Here is a 26,550-nt window from a genome sequence, read left to right as displayed (position 1 = left end):
GCCGACCCCGGCCGCCGCGGCGCCTGGCTGCGCGCCACCGCACTGGTCGGCGCGGCCCACGCGACGAGCATGGGCGTCAAACGGGTCGTACGCCGCCCGCGCCCGGTGCTGCCCGACGCCGAACCGCTGGTCCGCACCGCCGGACGGCACAGCTTCCCCAGTTCGCACGCCACCTCGGCCACCGCGGCCGTCGTCGCCTTCGGGGCACTGATGCCCCGCACCGCGTTCGCCGCGCCGCTCCCGCCGCTCGCCGCCGCCATGTGCGTGTCCCGGATGGTCGTCGGCGTCCACTACCCGAGCGACGTGGCCTGCGGCGCGCTGCTCGGCGCCGTCACCGCCCGGCTCGGCCGGAACTGGGCCCTGCGCGGAGGGCGGCCGTCATGACGGAACGCACCGCCGCGCTCATCGACGACGTACCGGCGACCGCCGTCCCCCCGGCCGGACGCTTCTCACCCCGGGTGTCCGTACGGGGCCTGCCCGCCGGTCTGGTGCGGACCGCCCGGCCCCGGCAGTGGGTCAAGAACGTCCTGGTGCTGGCCGCGCCGCTGGCCGCCGGGCACCTGCTGTCCGCGCACGCCGTCCTCCAGCTCGCCGTCGTCTTCGTGCTCTTCACGGGCTGCTCCGCCGCCGTCTATCTGATCAACGACGCCCGCGACGCCGACGCCGACCGCGCCCACCCCGTCAAGTGCGCCCGCCCGGTGGCCTGCGGCCAGGTCCCGGTACCGATCGCGTACGCCGTAGGCGGCGCCCTCGCGATCCTCGCGCCCGCGGCGGCCGGGGTGCTCTGCGACCCGGACACGGCCGGGCTGCTCGCCGGATACGTGGTCATGCAGCTCGCCTACTGCGTGTGGCTCAAGCACATGCTGGTCGTCGACCTGGTCATCGTCACCACCGGTTTCCTGATGCGCGCCATGGCGGGCGGCCTCGCCCTCGGCATCGACCTGTCCCGCTGGTTCCTGATCACCTCGGGTTTCGGCGCGCTGTTCATGGTCGCCGCCAAGCGCTACTCCGAACTCGTCCTGATGTCGCGGCTCGCCGAACGGGCCACGGCGGCGGCCCCCGCGGCCCCGACGGTCGGACCGCAGCCGGACGCCACCGACGCGGCGGCCCCCGCGCCGCCCGAGGGCTCGGAGACCTCCGACGGCGGCGCCGAAGTCGGCGCCTCCCGCGCCCTCCTCGGCGCGTACACCACCGGCTACCTGCGCTTCGTCTGGCAGCTCGCCGCGGGCGGCGCCGTACTCGCCTACTGTCTGTGGTCCATGGAGACCGGCGCCTCGCCCAACGGCTGGCTCCCCTGGCGGCAGCTCTCGATGATCCCCTTCATCCTCTCCGTCCTGCGCTACGCCGTCTTCGCCGACGCGGGCTCCGCGGGCGCCCCCGAGGACGTCGTCCTGCGCGACCGCGCCCTGGTCGTCATCGCCCTGGCCTGGGTCGTCCTCTACGTCCTGGCGGCGGTCAACCGGTGAGGGCGCGCTCCCCGCGGGGCCCGCTCTCGGAAGTCCTCGGCTTCGCCCTCGCGGGCGGCGCCGCGTACGCCGCCGACCTCGGGCTGTTCGTCTGGCTGCGCGGCCCCGGCGGGTTCGGGCCGATCGGGGCGAAGGCGCTGTCGTTCCTCGCCGGGTGCACGGTGGCGTATCTCGGGAACGCGCTGGGGACCTACCGGGGCCGGACCCCCGCGGTGGGCAGGGCGCGGCAGTACGGGGTCTTCTTCGCCGTGAACGTGGCGGGCGCGCTCGTACAGCTGGGCTGTCTGGGCGTATCGCACTACGTGCTCGGGCTGGCCAGCGCGCGCGCCGACGTCGTGTCGGGCGCCGGGATCGGCATGGTCCTCGCGACCGCGCTGCGCTTCTGGGGGACCCGCACCTTCGTGTTCCGCGGGACTGCGCGGGCCGGGGGAGGGTAGGCCCCCCGTCATGGACTGGTTGACAAGGTTGCCCTGGATCGGCCCGCGCATCGCCGCGGCGATGCGGACACACGGCTGGCGCGCCTTCGCGCACCTCCAGAGCGTCCACTGGACGCGGCTGGCCGCCGCGATGACCTTCACCAGCTTCCTCTCGCTCTTCCCGCTGCTCGCGGTCGTCGCCGCGGTCGGCGCCGCGCTGCTGTCGCAGCATCAGCTCGACACCCTCCAGCACAAGATCTCCGACCAGATCCCCGGCATCGCCGACCAGCTCGACATCAACGGTCTGGTCGCCAACGCCGGGACCATCGGCGGAATCGCCGGTGCCGCGCTGCTCTTCACCGGTATCGGCTGGGTCGGCTCGCTGCGCGACTGCCTGCGCGCGGTCTGGGACAAGGACGACGAGGAGCGCAACCCCGTCGTCGCCAAACTGGCCGACGGCGGCATCCTGCTCGGCCTCGGCGCGGCGGCCCTGCTCTCGCTCGCCGCCTCCGGCTTCGCGACCGCGGCCGTCGACTGGACCGTCCACAAGGCCGGGCTCGCCGACCACGGCCCCGGCCGCGCGCTGCTGACCGTCCTCGGCTTCTGCATCGCCGTCCTGGCCGACTTCCTGATCCTGACCTACCTGCTGACGCTGCTGCCGGGCGTCGATCCACCGCGCCGCGCCGTGGTCCAGGCGGCGCTCATCGGCGCGGTCGGCTTCGAGCTGCTGAAGGTGCTGCTCAGCGGCTACCTCCAGGGCGTCGCGGGCAAGAACGTGTACGGCGCCTTCGGTACGCCGGTCGCCCTGCTGCTCTGGATCAACTTCATGGCGAAGCTGCTGCTGTACTGCGCCGCGTGGACGGCGACGCCGAGGTACGCGGCGCCGCCCGAGGCGGAGGGCGAGGACGTGGAGGTGATCGAGGTGGCTGAGGTGGCTGAGGCCCACGGGGCCACGGAGGCCCCGGAGTCGGTCAACCCTTCCGGCGCCGGGAGCGGCGTTCGGGACCGGAAGCCGGACCGGAAGCATGATCAGGCCCAGGACCGGGATCAGCCTCAGCCTCAGGACCGGGATCAGCCTCAGGACCAGGACCAGGACCGGGACCAGGCTCAGGATCAGGACCCCCACCGGCCGGGGACGGCAGCGGGCGGAGCTTCCGTACCGCGATGAACGCCACGGCCAGGACGAGCAGGGAACCGGCCGCGACGCCCAGCGCCGTCCACAGGCCGTCGTGGGAGGAACCGGCCGTGGCGGCGGCGGTGGCCGGTCCCTTGTCGCCCTCGGGCGCCTTCGTCGTGGCGGTCGGCGGCGGCAGTTGGCTCAGCGGCGGGACCAGCGTGCCCACCGGCTTGACCGCGGGGGCGGCCTTGAAGCCCCAGTCCAGCAGCGAGGCGGCCTCGCGGTAGACCAGGTCGTGCTCGGCCTTCGGCGTCATGACGGTGACCAGCAGCGTACGGCCGCCGCGCTGCGCGACCCCGGTGAAGGTGGCGCCCGCGTTGGTGGTGTTGCCGTTCTTCACGCCCGCGATGCCCGGGTAGGGCCTCAGATCGTAGTCGCCGCTGAGCAGCCGGTTGGTGTTCTGGATGCCGAACGACTCGCGCTTCTTGGTGGTCTTGCCGGTCTTCTTGTTCTTGTCGGCCTTCCACTCGCCGGGGAACTGCGCGCTCACCGTCGAGCAGTACTCGCGGAAGTCGGCGTTCTGGAGCCCCGAGCGGGCGAAGAGCGTGAGGTCGTACGCGCTGCTGACCTGCCCGCGCTCGTCGTAGCCGTCGGGCGTGACCACATGCGTGTCGGCCGCCTGCAACTCCTTGGCCTGCGCGTTCATGTCGGCGACGGTCTTGGCGACGCCGCCGTTCATGGCGGACAGCACGTGCACCGCGTCGTTGCCCGAGCGCAGGAAGACGCCGAGCCACAGGTCGTGGACGGTGTAGGTCAGATTCTCCTTGATGCCGACGAGGCTGCTGCCCTCGCCCATGCCCTGGAGGTCGCTCGGCAGCACCTTGCGCACGGTGTTCTTCGGGAACTTCGGCAGCACCGTGTCCGCGAACAGCATCTTCAGGGTGCTGGCCGGGGGGAGCCGCCAGTGCGCGTTGCGCGCGGCGTAGATCTCGCCGGTCTTGGCGTCGGCCACGATCCAGGACTTCGCCGTCAGCTTCGCGGGCAGCGCGGGCGCGCCCTGCCCCAGGTCGACCTGCGTGCCCGGCGCGCCCAGCCGGTCGCCGCCCACCGTGGACATGTGCTCGGGCGGTCTCGGCGTCGGCTTCGTGTCGGCGGCCGGAGCCGCGCTCGCGACCCCCGTCGTGACGGTGCCGCCGAGCAGCGCGGCGACGGCGGACACGGCGAGAACGGCCAGGGCGGAACGGTGCGGCGCGGTGCGGCGCGCGGCGGTCGTAGGCATGGGCACCCGAGGAAACGTACATGTCCTGGCCTGGCCGCCGCGCCGCCGGGTGCGGGCCGCCCGCCGTGATGATCCGCACGTCCCGCCGAGGGAACCGGCGACCCCCGTCGGCCCTCTCACCGGGGGACCCGCACATACTGGGACGCATGAAGCTCAGTCGGCGCGTGTCCTGGTTCCTGGTCGCTTTCGGTGTGTGGTCGTGGATCGTCTGGGTCACCTTTGTCAAGAATTTGTGGAAGGACACCAGCGGTCTGGCCTTCCACGACGGCGACCACGGCTCGCCCACCGCCTACTTCTGGATCCACCTCACGCTCGCGATCGTCTCCTTCCTCCTGGGCACGGCCATCGCGGCCCTCGGCGCGCGGAGCCTGCGCGCGCTGCGCCGCGAGGCGGCGGAGCCCGCTACTCCGGCCGAGCCTTCGCCCGCTTCCGAGACGGCCGCTCCGTCGGCTTCCGCAGACTCGGCGGTGTGACCGCGGTCCTGCCGATGGTCGGCAGGATGAAGTCCTGGATCAGGCCCTTGGCGTCGCGGACGATCGGCCGGAAGACGCGGTAGCGGGACAGGCCGATGACGCGGGCGGCCACCGGGGTGGAGCGGCGGACGAATTCGCGGGTGCGCTCGGTGTCGGGGGTGCGGTCGAAGACCCAGTAGAGGACGACGACCATGAGGTGCAGCCAGAGCAGTTCGGGGAGCAGCTCGGCGAGCTCGGTGTCGAGCTTGGGGGCGAGGTCGGAGCCGGACAGCACGTCGCGGAAGAGTTCGACGGCGGTGGCGCGGGCCGGGTGCGACTCGTTCGAGAACGGGCTGAGCGAGCTGTCCGGGTCGGCGGCCGTGCGGAAGAACTGGGCGGCGAATTCGTGGTACTCGGCCGCGGTGTCCAGCCAGGACGCGAGCGTGATCTCCAGGCGCTCCGCGAAGTCCGTCACCCCGCGCATGCGCACCCGGGCGTCGGCCGCGTGGTCGTGCGTCATCCGGTCGTAGAACCCCTGGATCAGGAATTCCTTGGACTGGAAGTAGTAGTACGCGTTCCCGACCGAGACCCCCGCCTCCTGGGCGATGGCGCGCATCGTGGTCTTGTCGTAGCCGCGCTCGCGGAACAGCCGCATCGCGGTCTCCAGGATCACCGCGCGGGTCTGCTCGCTCTTGCCGGTCTTGGGCCGGGCCCGGCCGCCGGGCAGTTCCTCGCCCAGGCCGGGGCCCGGCTCCGCCGCCGGACCCGTGGCCGCGGGCTCCGGCTGGTCTGTCACGTGCTCCACGCGGGTGAGCCTATCCGTCGCCCGCGCAGCCGTCGGCGCAGTTCCCGCCCCGGCCGCGCGCTGGGTCTGCCGGTGGCTCGGCCGGTGGGGCGGCCGGCCGGGGCGGCGGGGCGCCCGGGTCGCTCTGTGTCCAGCCGGTCGCCTTGTCGTAGGTCCAGCCGGGTACGGACCTGACCGGCGCGGGGCCGGGCGCGCCCGCCGCGTTGCGCTCGGGGAACCAGGTCGGGGCCGACGCCTTGCTGCTCCGCTCCCGGTACTTGGCGGCGGTCAGCACCGCCGCGCGGGCCAGCCTGCGGCCCGCCGGGGTGGCCAGGGTGTGCGAGAAGGCGCGGTGGTCGGCGAGCGCCCACAGGCACACCACCCAGGCGGAGTCGCCCCGGTAGAGCTGGCCGGAGTCGCCGACGACGGTGATCTCGCGCCCGGTCGCCGCGTGGTCGAGGCCGGGGAAGCGGTGCACGGCCTCGGGCGAGCCGACCGGCACCATGTCGAGCTTGACGAGCTGCCGCTGCCGGATCAGCCAGTCCCGTACGAAGGCGCACAGCCGGCACGCGGGGTCGTACAGCACGGTGAGCCGCCGTACGGGAGGGCGCGGCGGCCGGGGAGCGGGTGGCCGGGCGGGCGCGGTCACCGCGCTCTGCGTGAGGCGCGTCATGTCACACCCCGGCCGGGGCCGGACCGTTCGGCTCCGTCCAGCCGTCGCTGTCCACCGGCGGGTACTGCTCGCGCTCCATCAGCCCGCGCCGCCGGATCTTGTTGAGCACGTAGACGTTGCCGAGGTGCATCACACCGAGCACCAGCAGCACGACGCCGAGCTTGACCGACAGCGCCTCGAACAGGCCGCGCGCGTCCTCGACGCCGTTCGCCCGCTTGAGGTAGAGGGCGACGAAACCGAGGTTCACCAGATAGAAGCCGACCACCAGCAGGTGGTTGACGGCGTCGGCCAGCCGCTCGTCGCCGTGCAGCACGTCGGCGAGGAAGATCCGGCCGTTGCTGCTGAGCGTGCGGGCCACCCAGACGGTCAGGCCGATGCTGACGGCCAGATAGATCACATACGCGAGGACGGTCAGGTCCATAGCGGTTCCACCCCTTGTTTGAACGTGTTCAAACCTGCTGACGCGATGACTCTAGACCCTGTTTTGAACACGTTCAAGGTCGGGGTCGCGGGCATACGGAAGGGCCCGGTTCCGAGGGTTCGGAACCGGGCCCTGAAGACAGGCGCCGCCGGGGGAGCGGCGGCGCCCGGTCGCGGTCAGTCCTGCGAATAGCTCAGCTCCAGGTCGACGTCACCGTCACCGTCACCGTCCCCGTCCGCGCCGCCTTCCGGGACCCGGACGGTGGCGGGGAAGGGCGGATAGCCCATGGTCAGCAGCGTGTACCGGCCGGAGTAGAGATTGCCGAAGGCGTACGAGCCGTCCTTGCCGGTCCGCGTCTCCGCCACCTCGTGGCCGTCCGCGTCGTGCAGCACGACCCGCGCGTCCTCGACCGGCTGGCCGTCCGCGCGGCGCACCGTACCGGTCAGCGAACCCGTCCCCGTGAGGCGGAGATCACAGTCCACCGGGCGGTCGGAGGCCAGCACGCTCGCCGTCTGCGGGTGGTGTCCCGGCGCGTTGGCGACCAGGACGTACGAGCCCGCGCGCGGCGTCGGCAGCAGGAAGGCGCCCTCGTCGTCCGCCGCCGCGCGGCCCACCTGGCGGCCGTCCGCCGCGATCAGCGTCAGCTCCGAGCGCGGCACCGGCAGCCCGGCCGCGCCCGTGACCCGGCCGCGTACGGCGGGCCCCGAGACGGGGTCGGCACCGGACCCGGCGGCCACCGGCGTCCCCGTCGGCGCGCCGTCCGAGGGGTCGTCGTCCTCGGCCGGCTCCACCGCCAGGTGCGGCAGCCGCTTGTCCAGCCACGCGGGCAGCCACCAGTTGGAGGTGCCGAACATGTGCATCAGCGACGGCACCAGCACTGTCCGCAGGATGAACGCGTCCAGCGCCACCGCGCCCGCCAGGCCGATGCCGAACATCGCCAGCACCCGCTCGCCGCTGAGCACGAAGGCGCCGAAGACGCAGATCATGATGACGGCGGCCGAGTTGATCACCCGGCTGGTCTCGGCGAGCCCGACCCGTACCGCCCGCGCGTTGTCCTTGGTGTGCACCCACTCCTCGTGCATCCGGCTGACCAGGAAGACCTGGTAGTCCATCGACAGGCCGAAGAGCAGCGACAGCATGATGACCGGCAGGAAGGCGTCGATCGGCCCCTCGCGCCCGGCCAGCGAACCGCCCCAGCCCCACTGGAAGCACGCCACCAGCACCCCGAAGGAGGCCGCCGCCGCGATCAGGTTCATCGCGGCGGCCGTCAGCGGCACCACCAGGCTGCGGAAGGCGACCAGCAGGAGCAGGAAGCCCAGGACGATGATCACGCCGATGAACAGCGGCAGCTTGTTGAACAGGACCGTCGCGAAGTCCTCGAAGATCGCCGTCTGGCCGCCGACGTACGCCTGCATCGTGCTGCCCTTCTCGGCAGCGGGGACGACGTCGTCGCGCAGGTGGTCGATCAGGTCGGAGGTCGCCTTGTCCTGCGGCGAGGTGGTCGGCACCGCCTGGATGAAGGCCACCTTGTCGCCCGGCTTCATCGGCAGGGCGGCGGCGTACGCGATGCCGTCGGTGTCCTTCAAGGTGGTGACCAGGCCGTTCAGCGCGGTCCTGTCGGCGGCGGTCGGCACCTCGGCGAGGATCGTCAACGGCCCGTTGAAACCGGGCCCGAATCCGTCCGCCAGCATGTCGTACGCCTTGCGGGTGGTGGTCGTCGTCGGGTTGTTGCCCTGGTCGGAGGAGCCCAGGCGCAGGCCGAGCGCCGGGATCGCCAGGGTGGCCATCACGGCCACCGCCGCCACCGAGAGCACGCGCGGGTGCCGCTGGAGGAACGACGACCAGCGCGCCGCCGCGCCCGTCGCGACCTCCGACTGCGGTCCTCCGGCCGCCAGCGCGCGGCGCTGCCTGCGGCTGAGCACCCGCGTGCCCAGCAGGCCGAGCAGCGCGGGCAGCAGCGTCATCGCGGCGGCGACCGTGATGACGACGGTCAGCGCCGCCGCGACGGCCACACCGTCGAGGAAGGTCAGCCGCAGCGTGAACATGCCCAGCAGCGCGATGCACACCGTGCCGCCCGCGAACAGCACGGCACGGCCCGAGGTGTTGAGCGCGGTGACCGCCGCGTCCTCGGGGCTCTTGCCGCGCAGGATTCCCTTGCGGTGCCGGGTCACGATGAACAGCGCGTAGTCGATGCCGACGCCCAGACCCACCAGCGTCGCGAGCTGCGGCGAGAAGTCGGCGATGTCCATGCCGTGGCTGAGGATGATGATCACCGACGACGAGATGCCGATCCCGAACAGCGCCGTCACGATCGGCAGCAGCATCCCGAACAGCGAGCCCAGCGCCAGGAACAGCACCACGGCCGCCGCCGCGATGCCGACGCCCTCGGCGAGACCCGGCAGCGGCTGCTCCGCCTGCGCGGGCTTGTTGCCGCCGACCTCGACCCGCAGTCCCTTGGCCGCCGCGTGGTGCGCGGTGTCGATCAGCTTCTGCGCCTGGTCGTTGGACAGGTCGCCGCCGAGTTTGGTGTACGTCACCGTCGCGTACGCGGTGCGGCCGTCCTTGCTGATCTGCGCCGCGCCCGCCGGGTCGTACGGGCTGACGACCTGCCCGACGTCCTTCTGCTTGGCGATGTCCGCCAGCGCCGGGTCGAGCCGCGCCCGTACCGAAGCGTCGCGCACCGTACCGGAGTCGACGTGCCACACCACCGTGTCGGCCTCGCCGGACCGCTCGGGCACCACCTGGTCCATCAGGTCCAGGACCTTGGTGGACTCGGTGCCCTTGAGCGAGAACGCGTTGGAGTAGCCGCTGCCGAGCGCGTTGCCCACCGCGCCGACGCACAGCAGCGCCGCCAGCCAGAACGACATCACCAGCCATTTGTGCCGAAAACACCATCGAGCCACAACGGCCACGACCACATCCCCCATCAACGAGCACGACGGAACAACCAACGAGTCTCTTCAGCGTCGGTGGCGCTCGCGCCGACCGCCAAGCCGATCCGGCTTCTCTCAAGGAACTCCAAAGTTCCAGCCGGGACAGGGCCGCGGGGGGAGTGCGGATACTGGTGGGCATGGACGCCACCGTGCTCATCGTGGAGGACGAACCGGGGATCGCGGACATCCTGCGCATCACCCTGAAATTCAACGGCTTCACGGTGCACAGTGCCGCGACCGGCCGCGAGGCGCTGGCCGCCGCGCGCGAACACCGGCCCGACCTCGTACTGCTCGACGTGATGCTGCCGGACGGCAACGGCTGGGAGGTCTGCCGCGCGCTGCGCCAGGAACGCGCCGCCGAGACCGCCGCCGACGACCTCGCCGTCATCTTCGTCACCGCGCGGGACGCGCCGCGCGACGTCGTCGCCGGGCTCGCGCTCGGCGGCGACGACTACATCACCAAGCCGTTCGGCGTTGACGAGGTGGTGGCCCGCGTGCACGCGGTGCTGCGCCGCACCCGGCGCCGCGAAGGCGCCGACGGGCGTGTCCTGCGCCACGGCGACCTGGAGATGGACGAGGCCACGTACACCGTCCGCAGGTGCGGCCAGCCCGTCGAGCTGACGCCCACCGAGTACAACCTGCTGCGGCACCTGCTGCGCAACGCCGGGCGGATCGTCACCAAGGAGCAACTGCTCCAGCACGTCTGGCAGTACGACACGGCCGTCTCGTCCACGGTCGTCGAGACGTACATCTCGTATCTGCGGCGCAAGCTCGACCGGCTCGGGCCGCCGCTGATCGAGACCCGGCGGGGGATCGGATACGGGCTGCGCGCGGCGGAACCGGCCGATGCCGGGGCGGGCGCGTCCGGGGCGGCCGACGCCGGGGCGGGCGCGTCCGGGGGAGCGGCGTGAAGGTGAACAAGTGCGGCCTGTGGCCCCGCCCGCACTCGCTGCGCGGGCGCTTCACGATCGCCAACGTGACCTTCCTCGCGGTCGGCCTGCTGCTCGCGGCCTGCGCGAGCATCGCCGCCACGTACATGGTGCTGGTCGGCGAGATCGACGACTCGCTGAAGGGCGCGCAGTCCTCGCTCGCCAAGACCTCGATCGACGCGGACATGGTGCGGCGGCTCTGCCAGCTCGCCGACCTGCTGCAAAGCGGGCAGGGCGGGCAGAACGGGGGCGGCGGGCAGGGGAGTTCGGCGATCTCGGTGGCGTTCCAGCAGGATCTGTTCGTCATGCTCGACCGGCACGGCGAGCCCGCCGCCGTCTGCCAGGACGGCACCATTCCGGTCAGCTCCGAGCAGCGGCGGCTCGCCGAGGCGATCCCCGACCCGGCGGGGCTGGTCCGCAGCGGCGGCGCGGCGACCGTGAAGACCGGCTCGATGGAGTACCGGGTGGTCGCGATCCGGCTCTCCGACGGCACCATCGTGGTCAAGGGCATACGGCTCAGCGGCGTCAAGCACGCGATCGGCAATCTGCTGATCGTCGAATCGGTCGTCGGCGTGGTGCTGCTCGCGCTGCTCGCCACCGGCTCGCTGACCGCGGCCAGGCGGCGGCTGAGTCCGCTGGAGGACATGGTGGAGACCGCGTCCGCCATCGCCGGGGGCGACCTCGGGCGACGGATCGGCACCGCGCGGCACGGCTCCAGCGAGGTCGAACAGCTCAGCGGCGCGCTCAACGCGATGCTCCAGCAGATCGAGACCGCCGTGACCGAAAGCGAGCGCGCCACCACACAGTTGCGTCGATTTCTGGCCGACGCCTCGCACGAACTGCGCACCCCGCTGGCGTCGGTGCGCGGCTACCTCCAGCTCTACGAGAAGGGCATGCTCGACGCCGACGAGAAGGAGCGGGCGCTGAGCCGGGTCAGCTCCGAGGCGCTGCGGATGAGCCGCCTGGTCGACGAACTCCTCGCGCTGGCCAGGCTCGACGACCGGCCCACGCTGCCGCACTGCGCCGTCGATCTGTCCCGGCTGGTCCGCGACGCCGCCGCCGACCTGGCCGCGCAGCAGCCCGAACGGCCGCTGACGCTGATGGTGCCCGGCTGCCGCGGCGACGGCGGGCCGCTGCCCGAAGTCCTCGGCGACGAGGCCGCGTTGCGGCAGGTCGTCGGCAATCTGCTGAGCAATGTGCGGGTGCACACCCCGGCCCGCTCCCCGGCCAGTGTCGAAGTTGCCGCGCGTGGCGAGAAACTGCTCTTGCGGATCACCGATTCGGGTCCCGGTCTGAGCGAGCGGGACGCGGCCCGCGTCTTCGACCGGTTCTTCCGCGCCGATGCCGGACGCGCCCGCGACAGCGGCGGCGCGGGCCTCGGCATGGCCATCGTGCGGGCCGTCGTCCAGGCGCACCACGGCACGGTCGCGCTGGAGACGGCGCCCGGCCGCGGCCTCACGGTCTGCGTGACGCTGCCGACGGTGGGCGCGGGCACGGCGGTGGGCGCGGGGACGGCGGTGGGTGCGGGCACGGCGGTGGGCGCCGAGACGGTGGTAACCGGTGCGAAGTCCACTGTCCCCGCTGCTACTTGACCAAATCTATAACAAACGGAAACCCGTACAACCCCTGTGCGACATCGGCCGTCCAACTCCCCACAACGAACATCACTCGAAGTGACGGGGAGACACCATGCGAGGTCGAGCATTCACCGGACGGCTGCGCCCGGCGGCGCTGACCCTAGGGGCGGCCGGGATGTTGGCGTTCGGCGGCGGAGCCGTGGCGTTCGGCGCCGACGGCCCGCCGACGGACACCGCGCCGGCCGACTCGGTCGAGCTGGGCCTGCGCTTCCACGACGTCACCTTCGCGCCCACGGCGGCCGGGGCCGAACCGGTCACGCGCACGATGGCGATCACGATGTTCCACCACGACCCGAACGTGGCCGCGCCCGCACAGCGACTGACCTTCTCCGCCGCGGGCATGAAGGACGTCGCCGAGGTCGGCTGGCCGCAGGGCTGTACGGTGACCGGCACCGACGCCGTCTGCACCGTGCCCGGCGCTCCGGCCGGGCAGCTCGACCTGCCCGACGTCGCGGTGAGGATCCGGCCGCTGCCGGGCGTGGCCGCCGGGGCCAAGGGGTCGTTCAGCGTCAGCCACCGCAACGCCAACGGCAAGACGCAGACCTTCAAACCCACGGTGACACTGGCCGACGGCCCGTACCTCGTCGTCGGCCGGACGGCGGCCAAGACCCTCGCCCCCGGCGCGAACGGCGACGTGCCGGTCACCGTCACCAACGAGGGCAACGCCGACGTGGCCTCGGTCCAACTGGAGCTGCGGTGGTCGCACGGCCTCACCCCGGTCGAGCGCTTCTCCAACTGCGTGTACGACACCTCCCGCGACCCGCAGCAGGGGGTGGACCGTACGGTGGCGACCTGCGCCGTCGACCAGCCGCTCGCCGCCGGCGCCACGTACGGCGTGCGCGACACCGTCTCGATGAAGGCGAACGCGGACGGCTACGCGGAGAGCGTCGCCGTCTCGGCGTTCACCCCGAAGGAAGCCACCCCGCACCCCGCGGGCGAGCCGGGCACCGGGCCCGCCCTGCGCCTGGTGCCGGTTCCCGGCGGGACCCCGGGGGCGGACGGCCGTAACGACACCGCGTACGGCGGCGCGGACTTCACGGTCACCAACACCGCGGACTTCGGGATCTCCGCTCCCGAGGTGACCGGTGCGAACGGCGCGCAGGTCAAGCTCACCGTGCACGTGGACAACCACGGGCCCGCCTCGATCGACCCGCTCAAGTTCTTCACGCCGGTCGCCCGCTTCGACGTCCGGGTGCCCGACGGCACCGAACTCGTCGAGTGGCCCAGGACCTGCGAGCCGCGGGACACCGCGAAGCGGTACCTGCGCTGCGACTCCGAGACCGAATCCGGCCTGGAGCGTCCCGTCACCCTCTACACCGGCAGCTCGTACGACTTCCCGCTCACGCTGCGCATCACGTCCACCGGCGTGCACAAGGGCGAGGCGGCGCTGCTGACGACCGGGCCGAACCGGATCGAGCTGCCCTTCGACCACAACGCGGCGAACAACACGGCCGCGCTCTTGGTCAGGACGTCGGGCTCGAACGCCTCGGCCGCCTCGGCCGCCTCCGGCTCCTCCGGGTCCTCCGGCGCGGTGTCCGGCGGTACGGGCAACGCCTCGCTGCCGGCCACCGGCGCGGGCGCGACCCGGCTGATCGGCGGGATAGCGGTCGGCGCCGTCGTGTTCGGCGGCGCGGTGCTGTTCACCGCGCGTGGCCGCCGCCGTACCGCGTAGTCCGTCACCGCCTCGTCCGAGGATTCCCGACAGCTCCCCCCACGGGGTGATCAGACGGTGGCCGGTGCCCGCTCCCTGGGGGCGTCGGTCACCGTCGTCGCGTGCCGGACGCCGGGGACGGCCGCCGTACCCAGGCACAGGGCGGTGACCAGCGCCGCCGCCACGTACAGCGGTACGGCGGTTCCGAAGGCGTCGGAGGCGAGCGGCGCGAGGGCGTAGCCGACGGGCATGGCGGCGAGCGAGAGCAGCCAGTCGTACGAGGTCACGCGGGCCAGCACCCCGGCGGGCACCGAACTGAACACGTAGGACTCCCAGACCGGGTTGAAGAAGCCGAGCGCGCCGAGCGCCAGGCCGTAGCAGAGGATCAGGGGCACGGCGGGCGCGCCGGCGGCGAGCAGGACCAGCGGCAGCGCGTAGCTGGTCAGGGCCAGATTGCCGGTGAGCACGGGGCGGCGCGGCCGGGCGCGGGAGGCGAGCAGGGAGCCGGTCAGCAGGCCGACGGAGCCCGCTTCGAGCATCAGCACCCACATGCCGTCGCCGCCGCGCCGGTGGTGCGCGATCAACGGGCCGAGGGTGGCCAGGACGGCGGCGGCGCCGTTCCACATCGCGTGGGCGATCAGGCTGGTCCAGTACCAGTCGCGGGCGCGGACCTCGGTCCAGCCCTGGACGAGGTCGGCGCGCATCGAGCGGCGCGGGATGGGTGTGCGGCGCACCCGGACGAGGGTGAGCAGCGCCGCGCTCGCCGCGAAGGACGCGGCGTCCAGCAGGAACGCCCAGCCGGGCCCCGCGGTGAAGATCAGCAGTCCGGCGAGCGCGGGTCCGCCGAGCCGGGTCGCGCTCGCGGCCGACGCCATCAGGGAGTTGGCGCCGAGCAGGCCGTTCTCCTCGACGGTGCCCGCGACCAGCGGCGCGGAGGTCGGGATGGCGAAGGCGGAGGCGGCGCCGCCGACGGTCTCGGCGACCGCGAGGACCAGGATGCTCGGGTCGCCGCCGACGAGTTCGAGGCCGACGAAGATCTGCGCGGCGCAGCGGACGAGGTCGGTGGTGAGCGCGACCTTGCGCGCGTCGAACCGGTCGGCGATCACGCCGCCGACCGGCAGCAGCAGGAGGCGCGGCACCATCGCGCAGCCCAGCACGACCGCGAGCGCGGACGCCGAGCCGGTCGCGCGGCTGATGGCGATGGCGAGCGCGGCCGGGACGACGGCGTCGCCGAGGGCGGAGAGCGTCCGGCCGAAGAAGAGGAGGCGGAACGAGCGGTGCCGGAGCGGGTGTTGGGGCTTGGACGGCTTGGACGGCTTGGGCGGCTTGGCGGGGATGCGCGGGGGCGGGGTGGTCACGGTGGACAAGGTATTTCGGGATCGAATATTTCGTCAACGAATATTACGGCACCGACGTATCTCCGGCGCGTGGGCATAGGATCGGCCCATGCCCACCCCGCACGACTGGACCGACGGCCACGTCGCCCGCTGGCAGCCGGTACTGCCCGACCTCGACCCCGACGTCGAGGGCGCCGCCACCCGCGCCATGCTGTTCACCGACCACATCCGCCGGGTCAAGCAGCGCTCGCTCGTCGACCACGGCCTGCACAAGCACGAGTACGAGACGCTGCACACGCTCGCCGGGCGCGGCGGCCGTACCGTCCCCTCCGAACTCGCCGCCGACCTCAAGATGGCCCCCGCCTCCATCACCGGCCGCCTCGACGGCCTGGAGCGGCGCGGATACGTACGCCGTACGCCGTCGGCCGCCGACCGCCGCCGGGTCGACGTCGAACTCACCGAGGCGGGGCGGCAGGCGTGGCTCGGCGCGCTGGAGTTCCAGGGCCAGGAGGAGCGCCGGCTGCTGGGCGTCCTCACTCCGGAGGAGCGCCGGACACTGTCGGACCTGCTGCGGCGGGTGATGCTGGCGGCCGAGGGGAACGCGGACGGCGGTTCGGACTCCCCGGGCTGAGCTGGCGTGGGACTTGCGCTGGAGTCGGCTCCAACCTCTAGCGTCGTCGTCATGACCCACGCAGACGGCTCCGGCCCCACCGACCGCGCCGAATCCGCTCCCGCCGACGACCGTTACGAGCGCGGCCTGGCCGCCCTCCGTATGGTCACCGGCGACGAGCGCCCGGTCCTGCTCGACTCGGTCGCGGAGATCGCCCCCGACCTGGCCCGGATGACCATCGAGTTCGGCTACGGCGACATATGGTCACGCCCCGGCCTCACCCCGCGGCAGCGGCAGCTCGCCACCGTCGCCGCGCTCGCCGCCCTCGGCAACGCCGCCCCGCAGCTCCGCTTCCACATCGCCGGCGCGCTCAACGTCGGCTGCACCCGGCGCGAGATCGTCGAGACCTTCATCCACACCACCGTCTACGCCGGTTTCCCCGCGGCGCTCAACGCCCTCGGCGCGGCCCGCGAGGTCTTCGCGGCCCACCCGGCCGACGACGACCCGGTCGTCAAGGAACCGGTCGACGGCGGCCGTTACGAACGCGGCCTGGACGCCCTGCGCGCGGTCGACGGCCCCGACGGCGTCCGCGTCGTGGCCGCCCTCGACGACATCGCCCCCGACCTCGGCCGCTACATCGTCGAGCACGTCTTCGGCGACATCTACTCCCGCACCGGCCTCGACCTGGTCACCCGCGAACTCGTCACCATCGCCCTCTGCACCGCCCTCGGCACCGCCGCCCCCCAACTCCGCGTCCACATCCGCGCCTTCCTCCGCCTCGGCGGCACCCGCACCGAAGTCGTCGAAACCCTCACCCAGATGGCCGGCTACGCCGGCTTCCCCGCCGCCCTCAACGGCATCGCGGCAGCCCGCGAGATCTTCGCCGAGAAGGACGGGAGTTAGGCGAGCCGCGCCTGTTCGCCCTCGGTGACGTGCACCGGAACGTCGCCCGCCACGGACGCCAGATAGGAGCGCAGGGCCGCCGAGCGCGTGCCCGCCTCCGTCGTCGTGACGCGGATGCCCGACATGTCCGGCTCGGGGCCCAGCGTGAAGAGGGGAAATCCGGAAGGCTGTTGGCCGGCGGCGGACAGCTCGGCCGTGACCGCGTCCAAGGCGCGCTTCGAGAACCGGCAGCGGTAGACGTCCAGGCGCGTGAAGTCCGCGTCCGGGTGCGCCGCCTCGGCCGCCGCCGCGATCCGCCGACCGGCCGCCGGATCGGTGACGCACAGCGCGAGACGCCCGGCGGGCAGATCCACGATCAGCGTCCCGTACGTGTCCGCGTACGCGGCCCCGCGGACCTCGGGATCGAGCGCCCAGGCCAGCTTCCGCACCTCCGGCGTGTTCCCCTGCTTCCCCGACAGGTCCTTCACCACGGGCAGTCGGGGACACGTATGCGCCGAAGCCGACGTGGTGGCCGCGCTCTCCGGCGCCACCGTCGAGGCTGTCCCGCACCCCGTCGCCATCACCGCGAGACCCACAGCGCCCACCCCGAAGAACAACCGCCGCATGACGTTCCCCCCACGACCCCTCGACACCCGGCCGGACACCCCCACCGGACGCCGATGTGACGTGGCGGGCCCCGGCCCGGTTCCGTACGCGAATGGGCCCGCCCCCAGGAATCCGCCGCCGGGGTGGGCCCATTCGTGCCGGGAGAGCTAGAAGCGGCGCGTGATCAGCGCCCGCTTCACCTCCTGGATCGCCTTCGTCACCTCGATGCCGCGCGGGCACGCGTCGGTGCAGTTGAAGGTGGTGCGGCAGCGCCAGACGCCGTCCTTGTCGTTCAGGATCTCCAGGCGCTGCTCACCCGCCTCGTCGCGGGAGTCGAAGATGAAACGGTGGGCGTTGACGATGGCCGCGGGGCCGAAGTACTGGCCGTCGTTCCAGAAGACCGGGCAGGACGACGTGCACGCGGCGCACAGGATGCACTTGGTGGTGTCGTCGAAGCGCTCGCGGTCCTCGGCGGACTGAAGGCGCTCACGGGTCGGCTCGTTGCCCTTGGTGATCAGGAAGGGCATCACATCGCGGTACGCCTGGAAGAACGGGTCCATGTCGACCACGAGGTCCTTCAGCACGGTCAGGCCCTTGATCGCCTCGACGGTGATCGGCTTGTCCGGGTTGATGTCCTTGATCAGCGTCTTGCACGCCAGCCGGTTCTTGCCGTTGATCCGCATGGCGTCGGACCCGCAGATGCCGTGCGCGCACGAGCGGCGGAAGGTCAGCGAACCGTCGATCTCCCACTTGACCTTGTGCAGCGCGTCCAGGACGCGCTCCTTCGGGTCGACCGCCAACTGGTAGTCGACCCACTCCGCGTCCGCCGCGACCTCCGGGTTGAACCGGCGGATCCGCAGCGTGATCGTGATCAGGTGTGCGTCGGTCACCTCGGCGGCGTCGAGGGCCGACGAGTGCTTGTCGAGCGTCGGGGTGCTCATCAGTACTTACGCTCCATCGGCTGGTAGCGGGTCTGCACGACCGGCTTGTAGTCGAGGCGGATCGACTCGACGCCGGTCGCGTCCACCTCGCGGTAGGCCATCGTGTGCCGCATGAAGTTGACGTCGTCGCGGGTCGGGTAGTCCTCGCGGTAGTGACCGCCGCGCGACTCCTTGCGGGCGAGCGCGGAGACCGCCATGACCTCGGCCAGGTCGAGCAGATTGCCCAGCTCGACGGCCTCCAGCAGGTCGGTGTTGAACCGCCTGCCCTTGTCCTGGATCGCCACGTTCCGGTAGCGCTCGCGCAGCTCGCCGATCTTCTCGACGGCCGTCTTGATGGTCTGCTCGGTGCGGAACACCATCACGTTGGCGTCCATGCACTCCTGGAGCTCCAGGCGGATCACCGAGACCCGCTCGGTGCCGGTGGACGCGCGCAGCCGCTCCACCTGCGCCTCGACCAGCGCCGCCGGGTCGTCGGGCAGCGGCACGTAGTCGCTGGCGTGCGCGTACTCGGCGGCGGCGATACCGGAACGGCGGCCGAAGACGTTGATGTCCAGCAGCGAGTTGGTGCCAAGACGGTTCGCGCCGTGCACCGACACGCACGCGACCTCACCGGCCGCGTAGAGCCCCGGTACGACGGTGCTGTTGTCGCTCAGCACCTCGCCCTGCACGTTGGTCGGGATACCGCCCATCGCGTAGTGCGCGGTCGGCTGGATCGGGATCGGGTCGGTGTACGGCTCGATGCCCAGGTACGTCCGCGCGAACTCGGTGATGTCCGGCAGCTTCGCGTCGAGCTGCTCCGGCGGCAGGTGCGTGAGGTCGAGGTAGACGTGGTCGCCCTCGGGACCGCAGCCGCGGCCCTCACGGATCTCGGTGTAGATCGCGCGGGAGACGACGTCACGCGAGGCGAGGTCCTTCATGACCGGCGCGTACTTCTCCATGAAGCGCTCGCCGTCCTTGTTGCGGAGGATGCCGCCCTCACCGCGGGCGCCCTCCGTCAGCAGGATGCCCATCCGCCAGATGCCCGTCGGGTGGAACTGGAAGAACTCCATGTCCTCCAGCGGCAGCCCGCGCCGGTACACCGCGGCCTGGCCGTCACCGGTCAGGGTGTGCGCGTTCGACGTCACCTTGAAGAACTTGCCGGTGCCGCCCGACGCGTAGATCACGGCCTTCGCCTGGAAGACGTGGATCTCGCCGGTGGCCAGTTCGTACGCGACCACGCCCGCGGAGCGCTTGACGCCGTCGACCTCGACCAGGAGCTGGTCCAGGACGTAGAACTCGTTGAAGAACTCCACGCCCTCCTTGACGCAGTTCTGGTACAGCGTCTGGAGGATCATGTGGCCGGTGCGGTCCGCGGCGTAGCAGGCGCGGCGCACCGCGGCCTCGCCGTGGTTACGGGTGTGGCCGCCGAAGCGGCGCTGGTCGATCCGGCCCTCGGGCGTCCGGTTGAACGGCAGGCCCATCTTCTCCAGGTCGAGGACCGCGTCGATGGCCTCCTTCGCCAGGATCTCGGCGGCGTCCTGGTCGACCAGGTAGTCACCGCCCTTGATCGTGTCGAAGGTGTGCCACTCCCAGTTGTCCTCCTCGACGTTCGCGAGGGCGGCGGCCATGCCGCCCTGGGCGGCGCCGGTGTGGGAGCGGGTCGGGTACAGCTTGGTCAGAACGGCGGTGCGGCTGCGCTTGGTGGCCTCGATGGCCGCGCGCATGCCTGCGCCGCCCGCGCCGACGATGACGGTGTCGTACTTGTGGATCTGCATGGGGGTCGCTTCCCTGTCCGGCCCTGGCCTAGCGGATGTTCGGATCGAAGGTGAAGATCACCAGCGAACCGAGCACGATGGTGAACGCCGTCGCGGTGAACAGCAGCGTCTTCAGCCAGATGCGGGTGTTCGGCCGCTCGGCGTAGTCGTTGATGACGGTCCGCAGACCGTTGCCGCCGTGCAGCATGGCCAGCCAGAGCATCACCAGGTCCCAGCCCTGCCAGAACGGCGAGGCCCAGCGGCCCGCGACGAACGCGAAGCCGACCTTGGTGACACCGCCGTCGAGCACGAGCTGGATCAGCAGGTGGCCGAGGACCAGGACGACCAGCACCACACCGGACAGCCGCATGAACAGCCAGCCGTAAAGCTCGAAATTCGTGCGGGAGCTCCGCGGGGTCCGCTGGGTGCGGGCGCGCGGCGGCTCGATGACCGGGGCCGGGTTGTCCGGGCTGTACGTGACGCTGGAACCGGTCAGCTCGACCGCGTCCGCGGGAGTGATTTCGGTGGACATGTGCGGTCAGCTCCCGAACAGGACTCGTGCGGCGTGGCCGAGGACGGGGTAGATCGCGCCGACCATCAGGAGAGCCCACAGGCCGAGCACCGTCCACAGCATCTGCTTCTGGTAACGCGGGCCCTTGGTCCAGTAGTCGACCGCGATGATCCGCAGGCCGTTCAGCGCGTGGAAGAGGATCGCGGCCACGAGGCCGTACTCCAGCAGGCTGACGATGGGGGTCTTGTAGGTCGCGACGACCTTGTCGTAATCCTCGGGGGAGACCCGCACCAGGGCGGTGTCGAGGACATGGACGAACAGGAAGAAGAAGATGAGGACACCGGTGACTCGATGAGCCACCCACGACCACATGCCTTCCCGGCCGCGGTACAGCGTTCCAGCCGGCACGGAAAAAACCCTCCGGGAGCGGGGCGAGGGGTGCCGGCTGTCGTTTCCAGCTAGTCGGTCACGCCCGGCCGGGTACGGTCCACCGGCCCCGGCCATCGTAGCGACGCGATGTCGGCTCCGGACCGCGGGGTAGGCCAGGTGTGATCGATCCCGCACGGTCGGGTGAACCGGCGGGGGCCTTTCGCGGGCCGGACTCGGCCAGATGCCCACCGGTGTCCGCGAGTCGCAGCAGCCGGGCGCGGCAGATCCTGCGCAGTTGCTCGGCCGTCACCACCGACTCCTCGTCCTCGTCGTGGCCGAGGCGCTGGCGCAGGCTCGCCAGCGTCAGGTCGAGGGCGGCGGCCGGGTCGTCGGGGTCGTCCAGATCGGTGAGCGCGATCACGAAGGCGTGGCCGAACTTCGCCTCGTACGCCGCGTTCGCGGCCCGCAGCGCGGTGTGCACGGTGAGGCCGCCGCGGTCGGGCAGCGCGGTGGTGGCCTCGCCCGCCAGCGCCTCGGCGAGATCGCCGGACGTCAGGTCGTACGCCGCCTCGTCGGCCGCGGCGAGTAGCGCCTCGACCGTCGGATACGGCCGGTGCGCGGCCACCCGGCGGGCCCAGCGGTGGCTGCCGCAGCAGGTGCGCAGCGCCGCCTCCGCGACCAGGGAGGCGGCCCGGTTGAGCAGATACAGCCCCTCGGGCGGGGTGTCGCTGGACAGCGCTGGGCTCCTGGATCGGTAACGGTGTGGGGGAGGGGGTACGGCAGGGGGAGTGCTCCCACTTTAGGGGCAGCCGGTTCGAACATGTCCGACGGGACCTTGAACTTCACTCGTACGTGAGGCGGCCCGGCAACCGTTGACGCGGGCCGTGCGGAAAGGGCGCGCGGCCGGTCCCGTCAGTCCCACCAGAACGACCACAGCCGCTCCCCGCGCAGCGCCTCGGCGTAGTCGGGGAACGGAAACGTCCCGTCGTTCAGATTCGACGCCCCGGTCAGCACGTGTTCGAGCGCGACGTGCCCGGCGTGCGCGGAGGCCAGCGGCGGCGAGGCCACCGACACGAAGACCGACGAGCCCTCGAAGCCGATCACCCGCGCCCCGAACCGGTCCTCCCACGTCCGCAGCAGCGCCGAAAGCTCCAGCGCGGGCGCCTCGGTCTCCCAGCCCGCCAGCGCCGGGATGTCGGCGGTGCGCTCGGCGCGGACCAGCGCGACGTGCGCGATGAAACGGGTCGTGAAGTAGTGCAGCATCTGCCCGACGGCCGCGCGCGCCACCGCGTCGGGCGACGGTCCTGGATGCGGCCGCGAGGCGGCGGCGAGCCCGGGAAAGGCGGTGAAGGGCGGCCCCGGATCGGCCGCGAGCAGCGCCGCCGTGTCGTCCGGCCACACCTCGTCGACCGCCGGGTGCGGCGGGAGCAGCGACCGCGCCTCCTGGTACGTCCCCCACGACTCGCGCAGCGACGCCTCCGCGTCCACCGCGTCGATCTCGGCCGCTCGGTGCCCGAAGCCGTTCGCGCACGGCCACGCCATCAGCACCGGCAGCCAGCCGGTCTCCTCCTGCTGCGCCTGGTAGCGGGCCCACAGCCGGCCAGGGGCGACCACGGGTTCGTCGCTCAGCCACAGTCCCGGCGCGGAGCCGGGGACCAGCCGTCCCGGCGGCAGTCCGCCCGGGAGCCCGTCGAGGAGGCGGCCCAATGACATCGGAGGACTCCTCGACGACCGCTCATGAGGGGACTGCGTGGGGGAAGTTGACGACGGCCGGGGGCCGCCTCCCCCCACAGGAGCGTCCCCGGCCGCCGTCTTGTACGGCGTATCCCCGTTCAAAAGTGTCACCGCTCCCATGGTTCAAAAGTGTCAGCGCTCCCACATGAGGCAGGATGGGGCGAGTGTTCGAGGGGGTGGGGCCAGAGGTGGACCTGGAGACCGCGGTAGCCGGGGCGCAGCGCGGCGACGAAGCCGCGTTCCGCGTCGTGTACCGCGCTGTGCAACCGCAGTTGCTGCAATACGTCCGCAGCCTGGTCGGACCGGTGGACGCCGAGGACGTCGCCTCCGAGACCTGGTTGCAGATCGCCCGCGACCTCCCCAACTTCCGCGGCGCGGGCGACTCGGTACGCGGCTGGGCCGCGCGCATAGCCCGCAACCGCGCGCTCGACCACATCCGTGCCCGCGCCCGGCGGCCCGTCTCCGGCGCGGGTGTCGACGAACTGGTCCAGCTCCCCGACCGGGCCGACACCGCGGGCGAGGCCCTGGACGCCGTCGCCACCGACCGCGCCCTGGCCGCGATAGCGGCCCTGCCGCGCGAGCAGGCCGAGGCCGTCCTGCTCCGCGTCGTCATGGGCCTGGACTCCACCAGCGCCGCCCGCGTCCTCGGCAAACGCGCCGGGTCCGTCCGGATGGCCACCCACCGCGGCCTGCGCCGCCTGGCCGAACTCCTCGAACACGACGACGACCCGCGCGCCGACGCCGACCACGTCGGCGTGACCTTCTCGACCTCCAAGGCCCTGTGACGCGACCCGCGAAGCCCTTGCGAAGCCCTTGCGAGGCGTGTCCGGGGCCCGTGGCCGCCGGCCGCCGACACCTCCGACGAATCATGGGACGGCCGGGGCGGGTGCGGCCAGGTGACACTTCCGCGGGCCCGCGCGCTTTAGGAAGTGGACCGACTGGTCATCGGTCCTGCGGACCCCGGTTCTCCCCGTATCGGGGTCCGTGAGAAGGGCGCGGCCGGGCGCATTCCCCCTGCCCGGCCGCGCTCGTCACCGTAAGGACGCCCCCCCGCGCGCCCGGTAAGCCGCCTCACCAGTAGACGACGACCTTGTCACCCACCTTGACCTGGTCGAACAGCGCGGCGACCGCCGCCTTGTCCCGTACGTTCACACAGCCGTGCGAGGCACCCGCGTAGCCGCGGGCCGCGAAGTCCGAGGAGTAGTGCACGGCCTGGCCGCCGCTGAAGAACATCGCGTACGGCATCGCCGTGTTGTAGAGCGTCGAGACGTGGTCGCGGCTCTTGAAGGTGACGTGGAAGAGCCCCTCGCGGGTCGGGGTGTACTGCGACCCGAAGCGGACGTCCATGGTGGCCTTGACCTTGCCGTCGACCACCCACGACAGCGTGCGAGCGGTCTTGCTCACACACATGGCGCGGCCGGTCATGCAGCGCGGGTCGAGCTTGCCCGCGGGCTTGGGCGCCGCGACCGGATACAGCTCCTTGTGGGTCGGGGTGTGGGTCAGCGAGCGCAGCTTCGTCCAGGTGTCCTGGGTGACGCGGCCGGTGATGGCCAGGCCGTGCCGCTCCTGGAAGTCGCTCACCGAGTGCTGGGTGACGGCGCCGTAGTAGCCGGTGGGTGACTGGCTGAAGAGGTGGAGCTGGGCGAGCCTGGCCTGGAGTTCGCGGACCTTGGCGCTGGTCGAGCCGGTGGCGATCACGGCGGGGACGACGGGCGGCGCGGTCGTGGCCGGAGCCGTCGGCGAGGGCGGTGCGGTCGTGGTCGGCGTGGTCGGCGCGGCCGACGTCGTCGGGGGCGCGGTGGTGGCCGGCGGCTGCGACGACGGCTGCGCGGTCGTCGCGGTCGGCGACGGCGCGGCCGAGGTGGCCGGCGGCTTGTCCTTGCCCGAGGCCCCGGTGTCCTGCGGTCCGCAGCCCACCAGTACGGCCGTCGAGAGCGCCGCCGTCACGACCGCCACGGCCACCGCCAGCGGCGGTCTGCTGCCCGTCCCCGTTCCTGTCCCCGTCCCCGTCATCGTCCTCATCCCCTGCGTCCCCCCGCTCGTGCTTCCTGTCCTTCCCTAGACATCGATTCCCGGCCGTGCGGTTGCGCGAACCGCGGGGAAGACTGTGGTGTGCGAACCGCGGGGAAGACTGTGAGGAAGGTCCCAGGCCGCCGCGGTGCACCGCACGCAGGGCCGCCGCTACAGTCCGTTACGCCAGCCACCCAGCCATTCAGCAGCACACGGAGGCGTGAAGATGACACGCGAGTCGGAGTCGGGACTGCCGATCGAGCCCGTTTACGGGCCGGGCGTGCTGGAGGGCTGGGATCCGGCGGCCGAGCTGGGGGAGCCGGGCAGGTTCCCGTTCACCCGCGGCGTGTACCCGTCGATGTACACCGGCCGTCCCTGGACGATGCGGCAGTACGCGGGCTTCGGCACGGCGGCGGAGTCCAACACCCGTTACAAGGGCCTGATCGCCAACGGCACGATGGGCCTGTCGGTCGCCTTCGACCTGCCCACCCAGATGGGCCACGACTCCGACGCGGTGATCGCGCACGGTGAGGTCGGCAAGGTCGGCGTGGCGATCGACTCGGTCGAGGACATGAAGGTCCTCTTCGACGGCATCCCGCTGGACCGCGTGTCGACGTCGATGACGATCAACGCGCCCGCCGCGCTCCTGCTGCTGATGTACCAGCTCGTCGCCGAGGAACAGGGCATCGAGGCGTCCGCGCTGACCGGCACGGTGCAGAACGACGTGCTGAAGGAGTACATCGCGCGGGGCACGTACATCTTCCCGCCGAAGCCGTCCCTGCGGCTGATCGCGGACATCTTCGGGTACTGCCGGACCGAGATCCCGAAGTGGAACACCATCTCGATCTCCGGCTACCACATGGCGGAGGCCGGCGCCTCGCCCGCGCAGGAGATCGCGTTCACTCTCGCCGACGGCATCGAGTACGTGCGCACCGCCGTCGCCGCCGGGATGGACGTGGACGATTTCGCGCCGCGCCTGTCGTTCTTCTTCGTCGCGCGCACCACGATCCTGGAGGAGGTCGCGAAATTCCGGGCCGCGCGGCGGATCTGGGCGCGGGTGATGCGCGAGGAGTTCGGGGCGAAGAACCCCAAGTCGCTGATGCTGCGCTTCCACACCCAGACCGCCGGTGTGCAGCTCACCGCGCAGCAGCCCGAGATCAATCTCGTACGGGTGGCCGTCCAGGGTCTGGCGGCGGTGCTGGGCGGCACGCAGTCGCTGCACACCAACTCCTTCGACGAGGCCATCGCGCTGCCCACCGACAAGTCCGCCCGCTTGGCGCTGCGCACCCAGCAGGTGCTGGCGTACGAGACGGACGTGACCGCGACCGTCGACCCCTTCGCCGGGTCGTACGTGGTGGAGAAGCTGACCGACGACGTCGAGGCCGCCGCGCTGGCGCTGATGGCGAAGGTCGAGGACCTCGGCGGCGCGGTCGCGGCGATCGAGAACGGCTTCCAGAAGTCGGAGATCGAGCGCAGCGCGTACCGGATCGCGCTCCAGACCGACTCCGGCGAGCGCGTGGTGGTCGGGGTGAACCGCTACCAGCTCGACGAGGAGGAGCCGTACGAGCCGCTGCGCGTCGACCCGGCCATCGAGGCCCAGCAGGCCGCCCGGCTGGCCGCCCTGCGCGCGGGCCGCGACCAGGAGGCCGTGGACGCGGCGCTGGCGACTCTCCAGAAGGCCGCTCAGGGCACCGACAACGTCCTCTACCCGATGAAGGAGGCGCTGCGGGCCCGCGCCACTGTCGGGGAGGTCTGCAACGCGCTGCGCGAGATCTGGGGCACCTACGTCCCCACGGACGCCTTCTGAGGGCGGCACGTCACATCAGATGAGGATCACATCAGGTGGAGCTGGACGATCAGCATCGCGACTACGACGGTGAGCGTCCAGCCCAGCACCTGCTCCATGAGGTGCTTGCGGTCCTTGGGCCCGCCCGTGCCGGTGCCGGGCTCGGTGTGCGGGCGGGGTGCGGCGAAGTCGCTCACGGCGTCGGTCCTCATCGTGTGGGTGTACGGCCCCTCGGGCCGGTGCGGCCCCCCGGAAGTCCTCCACGATGCGCCG

General features: G+C 72.0%; 26 protein-coding genes and 1 pseudogene. 12 read left to right on the top strand and 15 right to left on the bottom strand.

The window, feature by feature from the left end; translation table 11 throughout:
* The 4 genes and pseudogenes from BGM09_RS01135 to BGM09_RS01120 all read left to right on the top strand — a co-directional run.
* The coding region (locus BGM09_RS01135) for a phosphatase PAP2 family protein (RefSeq protein WP_188279416.1) at positions 1 to 384 on the top strand (384 nt) is incomplete at its 5' end.
* Positions 381 to 1,466, top strand: coding sequence for a decaprenyl-phosphate phosphoribosyltransferase (locus BGM09_RS01130; protein ID WP_188279415.1), 1,086 nt, complete (start codon positions 381 to 383; stop codon positions 1,464 to 1,466). The genes BGM09_RS01135 and BGM09_RS01130, both read left to right, overlap by 4 nt.
* Complete coding sequence (locus tag BGM09_RS01125; protein ID WP_317452475.1) at positions 1,463 to 1,903, top strand: GtrA family protein; 441 nt, start codon at positions 1,463 to 1,465, stop codon at positions 1,901 to 1,903. The genes BGM09_RS01130 and BGM09_RS01125 overlap by 4 nt, the downstream gene beginning before the upstream one ends.
* A 10-nt stretch (positions 1,904 to 1,913) precedes the next feature.
* Positions 1,914 to 2,757: pseudogene (locus BGM09_RS01120) on the top strand (YihY/virulence factor BrkB family protein); the annotation flags it as partial.
* Between the two features lie 96 nt (positions 2,758 to 2,853).
* On the opposite strand, the gene BGM09_RS01115 reads toward BGM09_RS01120, so the two are convergent.
* Positions 2,854 to 4,278 (bottom strand): D-alanyl-D-alanine carboxypeptidase family protein, encoded by a 1,425-nt coding sequence (locus BGM09_RS01115; RefSeq protein ID WP_188279414.1) that lies wholly within the window; start codon positions 4,276 to 4,278, stop codon positions 2,854 to 2,856.
* 146 nt (positions 4,279 to 4,424) lie between these two features.
* On the opposite strand from BGM09_RS01115, the gene BGM09_RS37320 reads away from it, so the two are divergent.
* On the top strand, positions 4,425 to 4,751 hold the full coding sequence (locus tag BGM09_RS37320) for an SCO4848 family membrane protein (RefSeq protein ID WP_223186116.1): 327 nt from the start codon (positions 4,425 to 4,427) through the stop codon (positions 4,749 to 4,751).
* Here BGM09_RS37320 and BGM09_RS01105 read toward each other — a convergent pair.
* From BGM09_RS01105 to BGM09_RS01090, 4 genes are all read right to left on the bottom strand, one after another.
* Positions 4,681 to 5,535, bottom strand: coding sequence for a TetR/AcrR family transcriptional regulator (locus BGM09_RS01105; RefSeq protein ID WP_317452474.1), 855 nt, complete (start codon positions 5,533 to 5,535; stop codon positions 4,681 to 4,683). The genes BGM09_RS37320 and BGM09_RS01105 overlap by 71 nt on opposite strands.
* A gap of 10 nt (positions 5,536 to 5,545) precedes the next feature.
* Positions 5,546 to 6,187, bottom strand: a complete 642-nt coding sequence (locus BGM09_RS01100) for a thiol-disulfide oxidoreductase DCC family protein (protein ID WP_188279413.1) — start codon at positions 6,185 to 6,187, stop codon at positions 5,546 to 5,548.
* Between the two features lies 1 nt (position 6,188).
* On the bottom strand, positions 6,189 to 6,608 hold the full coding sequence (locus tag BGM09_RS01095) for a hypothetical protein (protein WP_188279412.1): 420 nt from the start codon (positions 6,606 to 6,608) through the stop codon (positions 6,189 to 6,191).
* 176 nt (positions 6,609 to 6,784) lie between these two features.
* Complete coding sequence (locus BGM09_RS01090; RefSeq protein WP_223186139.1) at positions 6,785 to 9,475, bottom strand: MMPL family transporter; 2,691 nt, start codon at positions 9,473 to 9,475, stop codon at positions 6,785 to 6,787.
* Positions 9,476 to 9,678: 203 nt separating this feature from the next.
* Between BGM09_RS01090 and BGM09_RS01085 the strand changes: the two genes are divergently transcribed.
* The 3 genes from BGM09_RS01085 (at position 9,679) to BGM09_RS01075 (ending at position 13,779) form a co-directional block, all read left to right on the top strand.
* Entirely contained in the window at positions 9,679 to 10,452 is a 774-nt protein-coding gene (locus BGM09_RS01085) for a response regulator transcription factor (RefSeq protein WP_188279410.1), read from the top strand.
* Positions 10,449 to 12,062: a HAMP domain-containing sensor histidine kinase gene (locus BGM09_RS01080; RefSeq protein WP_317452473.1), complete on the top strand. Its 1,614-nt coding sequence runs from the start codon at positions 10,449 to 10,451 to the stop codon at positions 12,060 to 12,062. The genes BGM09_RS01085 and BGM09_RS01080 overlap by 4 nt, the downstream gene beginning before the upstream one ends.
* Positions 12,063 to 12,159: 97 nt before the next feature.
* Entirely contained in the window at positions 12,160 to 13,779 is a 1,620-nt protein-coding gene (locus BGM09_RS01075; RefSeq protein WP_188279409.1) for a hypothetical protein, read from the top strand.
* A 50-nt stretch (positions 13,780 to 13,829) separates the two neighbouring features.
* Here the strand turns inward: BGM09_RS01075 and BGM09_RS01070 are convergent, their stop codons facing one another.
* Complete coding sequence (locus tag BGM09_RS01070) at positions 13,830 to 15,116, bottom strand: MFS transporter (protein WP_411158236.1); 1,287 nt, start codon at positions 15,114 to 15,116, stop codon at positions 13,830 to 13,832.
* An 88-nt stretch (positions 15,117 to 15,204) separates the two neighbouring features.
* Here BGM09_RS01070 and BGM09_RS01065 point away from each other — a divergent pair, with 88 nt between their 5' ends.
* Both BGM09_RS01065 and BGM09_RS01060 read left to right on the top strand, forming a co-directional pair.
* Positions 15,205 to 15,726: a MarR family winged helix-turn-helix transcriptional regulator gene (locus tag BGM09_RS01065; protein ID WP_188279408.1), complete on the top strand. Its 522-nt coding sequence runs from the start codon at positions 15,205 to 15,207 to the stop codon at positions 15,724 to 15,726.
* A gap of 51 nt (positions 15,727 to 15,777) precedes the next feature.
* The gene (locus BGM09_RS01060) at positions 15,778 to 16,608 is read left to right on the top strand and encodes a carboxymuconolactone decarboxylase family protein (RefSeq protein WP_188279407.1); all 831 of its coding nucleotides are present in this window, start codon (positions 15,778 to 15,780) and stop codon (positions 16,606 to 16,608) included.
* Here BGM09_RS01060 and BGM09_RS01055 read toward each other — a convergent pair.
* From BGM09_RS01055 to BGM09_RS01025, 7 genes are all read right to left on the bottom strand, one after another.
* Entirely contained in the window at positions 16,605 to 17,213 is a 609-nt protein-coding gene (locus BGM09_RS01055; protein WP_188279406.1) for a hypothetical protein, read from the bottom strand. The genes BGM09_RS01060 and BGM09_RS01055 overlap by 4 nt on opposite strands.
* A 147-nt stretch (positions 17,214 to 17,360) precedes the next feature.
* Complete coding sequence (locus tag BGM09_RS01050; RefSeq protein WP_188279405.1) at positions 17,361 to 18,134, bottom strand: succinate dehydrogenase iron-sulfur subunit; 774 nt, start codon at positions 18,132 to 18,134, stop codon at positions 17,361 to 17,363.
* Positions 18,134 to 19,888, bottom strand: coding sequence for a succinate dehydrogenase flavoprotein subunit (gene sdhA, locus BGM09_RS01045; protein WP_188279404.1), 1,755 nt, complete (start codon positions 19,886 to 19,888; stop codon positions 18,134 to 18,136). The genes BGM09_RS01050 and sdhA overlap by 1 nt, the downstream gene beginning before the upstream one ends.
* 28 nt (positions 19,889 to 19,916) lie before the next feature.
* On the bottom strand, positions 19,917 to 20,399 hold the full coding sequence (locus BGM09_RS01040) for a succinate dehydrogenase hydrophobic membrane anchor subunit (protein ID WP_188279403.1): 483 nt from the start codon (positions 20,397 to 20,399) through the stop codon (positions 19,917 to 19,919).
* Between the two features lie 6 nt (positions 20,400 to 20,405).
* Complete coding sequence (sdhC, locus tag BGM09_RS01035; RefSeq protein ID WP_188279402.1) at positions 20,406 to 20,786, bottom strand: succinate dehydrogenase, cytochrome b556 subunit; 381 nt, start codon at positions 20,784 to 20,786, stop codon at positions 20,406 to 20,408.
* 58 nt (positions 20,787 to 20,844) lie between these two features.
* Positions 20,845 to 21,411, bottom strand: coding sequence for a 2-oxo-4-hydroxy-4-carboxy-5-ureidoimidazoline decarboxylase (locus BGM09_RS01030; protein ID WP_317452477.1), 567 nt, complete (start codon positions 21,409 to 21,411; stop codon positions 20,845 to 20,847).
* 248 nt (positions 21,412 to 21,659) lie between these two features.
* A complete protein-coding gene (locus BGM09_RS01025) occupies positions 21,660 to 22,460 on the bottom strand; it encodes a DUF4253 domain-containing protein (RefSeq protein WP_188279401.1) in 801 nt (266 codons plus the stop codon).
* 185 nt (positions 22,461 to 22,645) lie between these two features.
* Between BGM09_RS01025 and BGM09_RS01020 the strand changes: the two genes are divergently transcribed.
* On the top strand, positions 22,646 to 23,266 hold the full coding sequence (locus BGM09_RS01020; RefSeq protein ID WP_317452472.1) for an RNA polymerase sigma factor: 621 nt from the start codon (positions 22,646 to 22,648) through the stop codon (positions 23,264 to 23,266).
* 286 nt (positions 23,267 to 23,552) lie between these two features.
* On the opposite strand, the gene BGM09_RS01015 is transcribed toward BGM09_RS01020, so the two are convergent.
* Complete coding sequence (locus tag BGM09_RS01015; protein WP_188279427.1) at positions 23,553 to 24,494, bottom strand: L,D-transpeptidase family protein; 942 nt, start codon at positions 24,492 to 24,494, stop codon at positions 23,553 to 23,555.
* Between the two features lie 223 nt (positions 24,495 to 24,717).
* Between BGM09_RS01015 and BGM09_RS01010 the strand changes: the two genes are divergently transcribed.
* Positions 24,718 to 26,298, top strand: a complete 1,581-nt coding sequence (locus BGM09_RS01010) for a methylmalonyl-CoA mutase (RefSeq protein ID WP_188279399.1) — start codon at positions 24,718 to 24,720, stop codon at positions 26,296 to 26,298.
* A gap of 26 nt (positions 26,299 to 26,324) precedes the next feature.
* Here BGM09_RS01010 and BGM09_RS01005 read toward each other — a convergent pair whose 3' ends face one another.
* Positions 26,325 to 26,489 (bottom strand): SCO1431 family membrane protein, encoded by a 165-nt coding sequence (locus tag BGM09_RS01005; RefSeq protein WP_188279398.1) that lies wholly within the window; start codon positions 26,487 to 26,489, stop codon positions 26,325 to 26,327.
* Positions 26,490 to 26,550 lie beyond the last annotated feature (61 nt).

Source organism: Streptomyces sp. CBMA29 (genome assembly GCF_014596445.1).
Taxonomy (GTDB): Bacteria; Actinomycetota; Actinomycetes; order Streptomycetales; family Streptomycetaceae; genus Actinacidiphila.
This window is presented reverse-complemented; position numbering and strand designations above follow the sequence as displayed.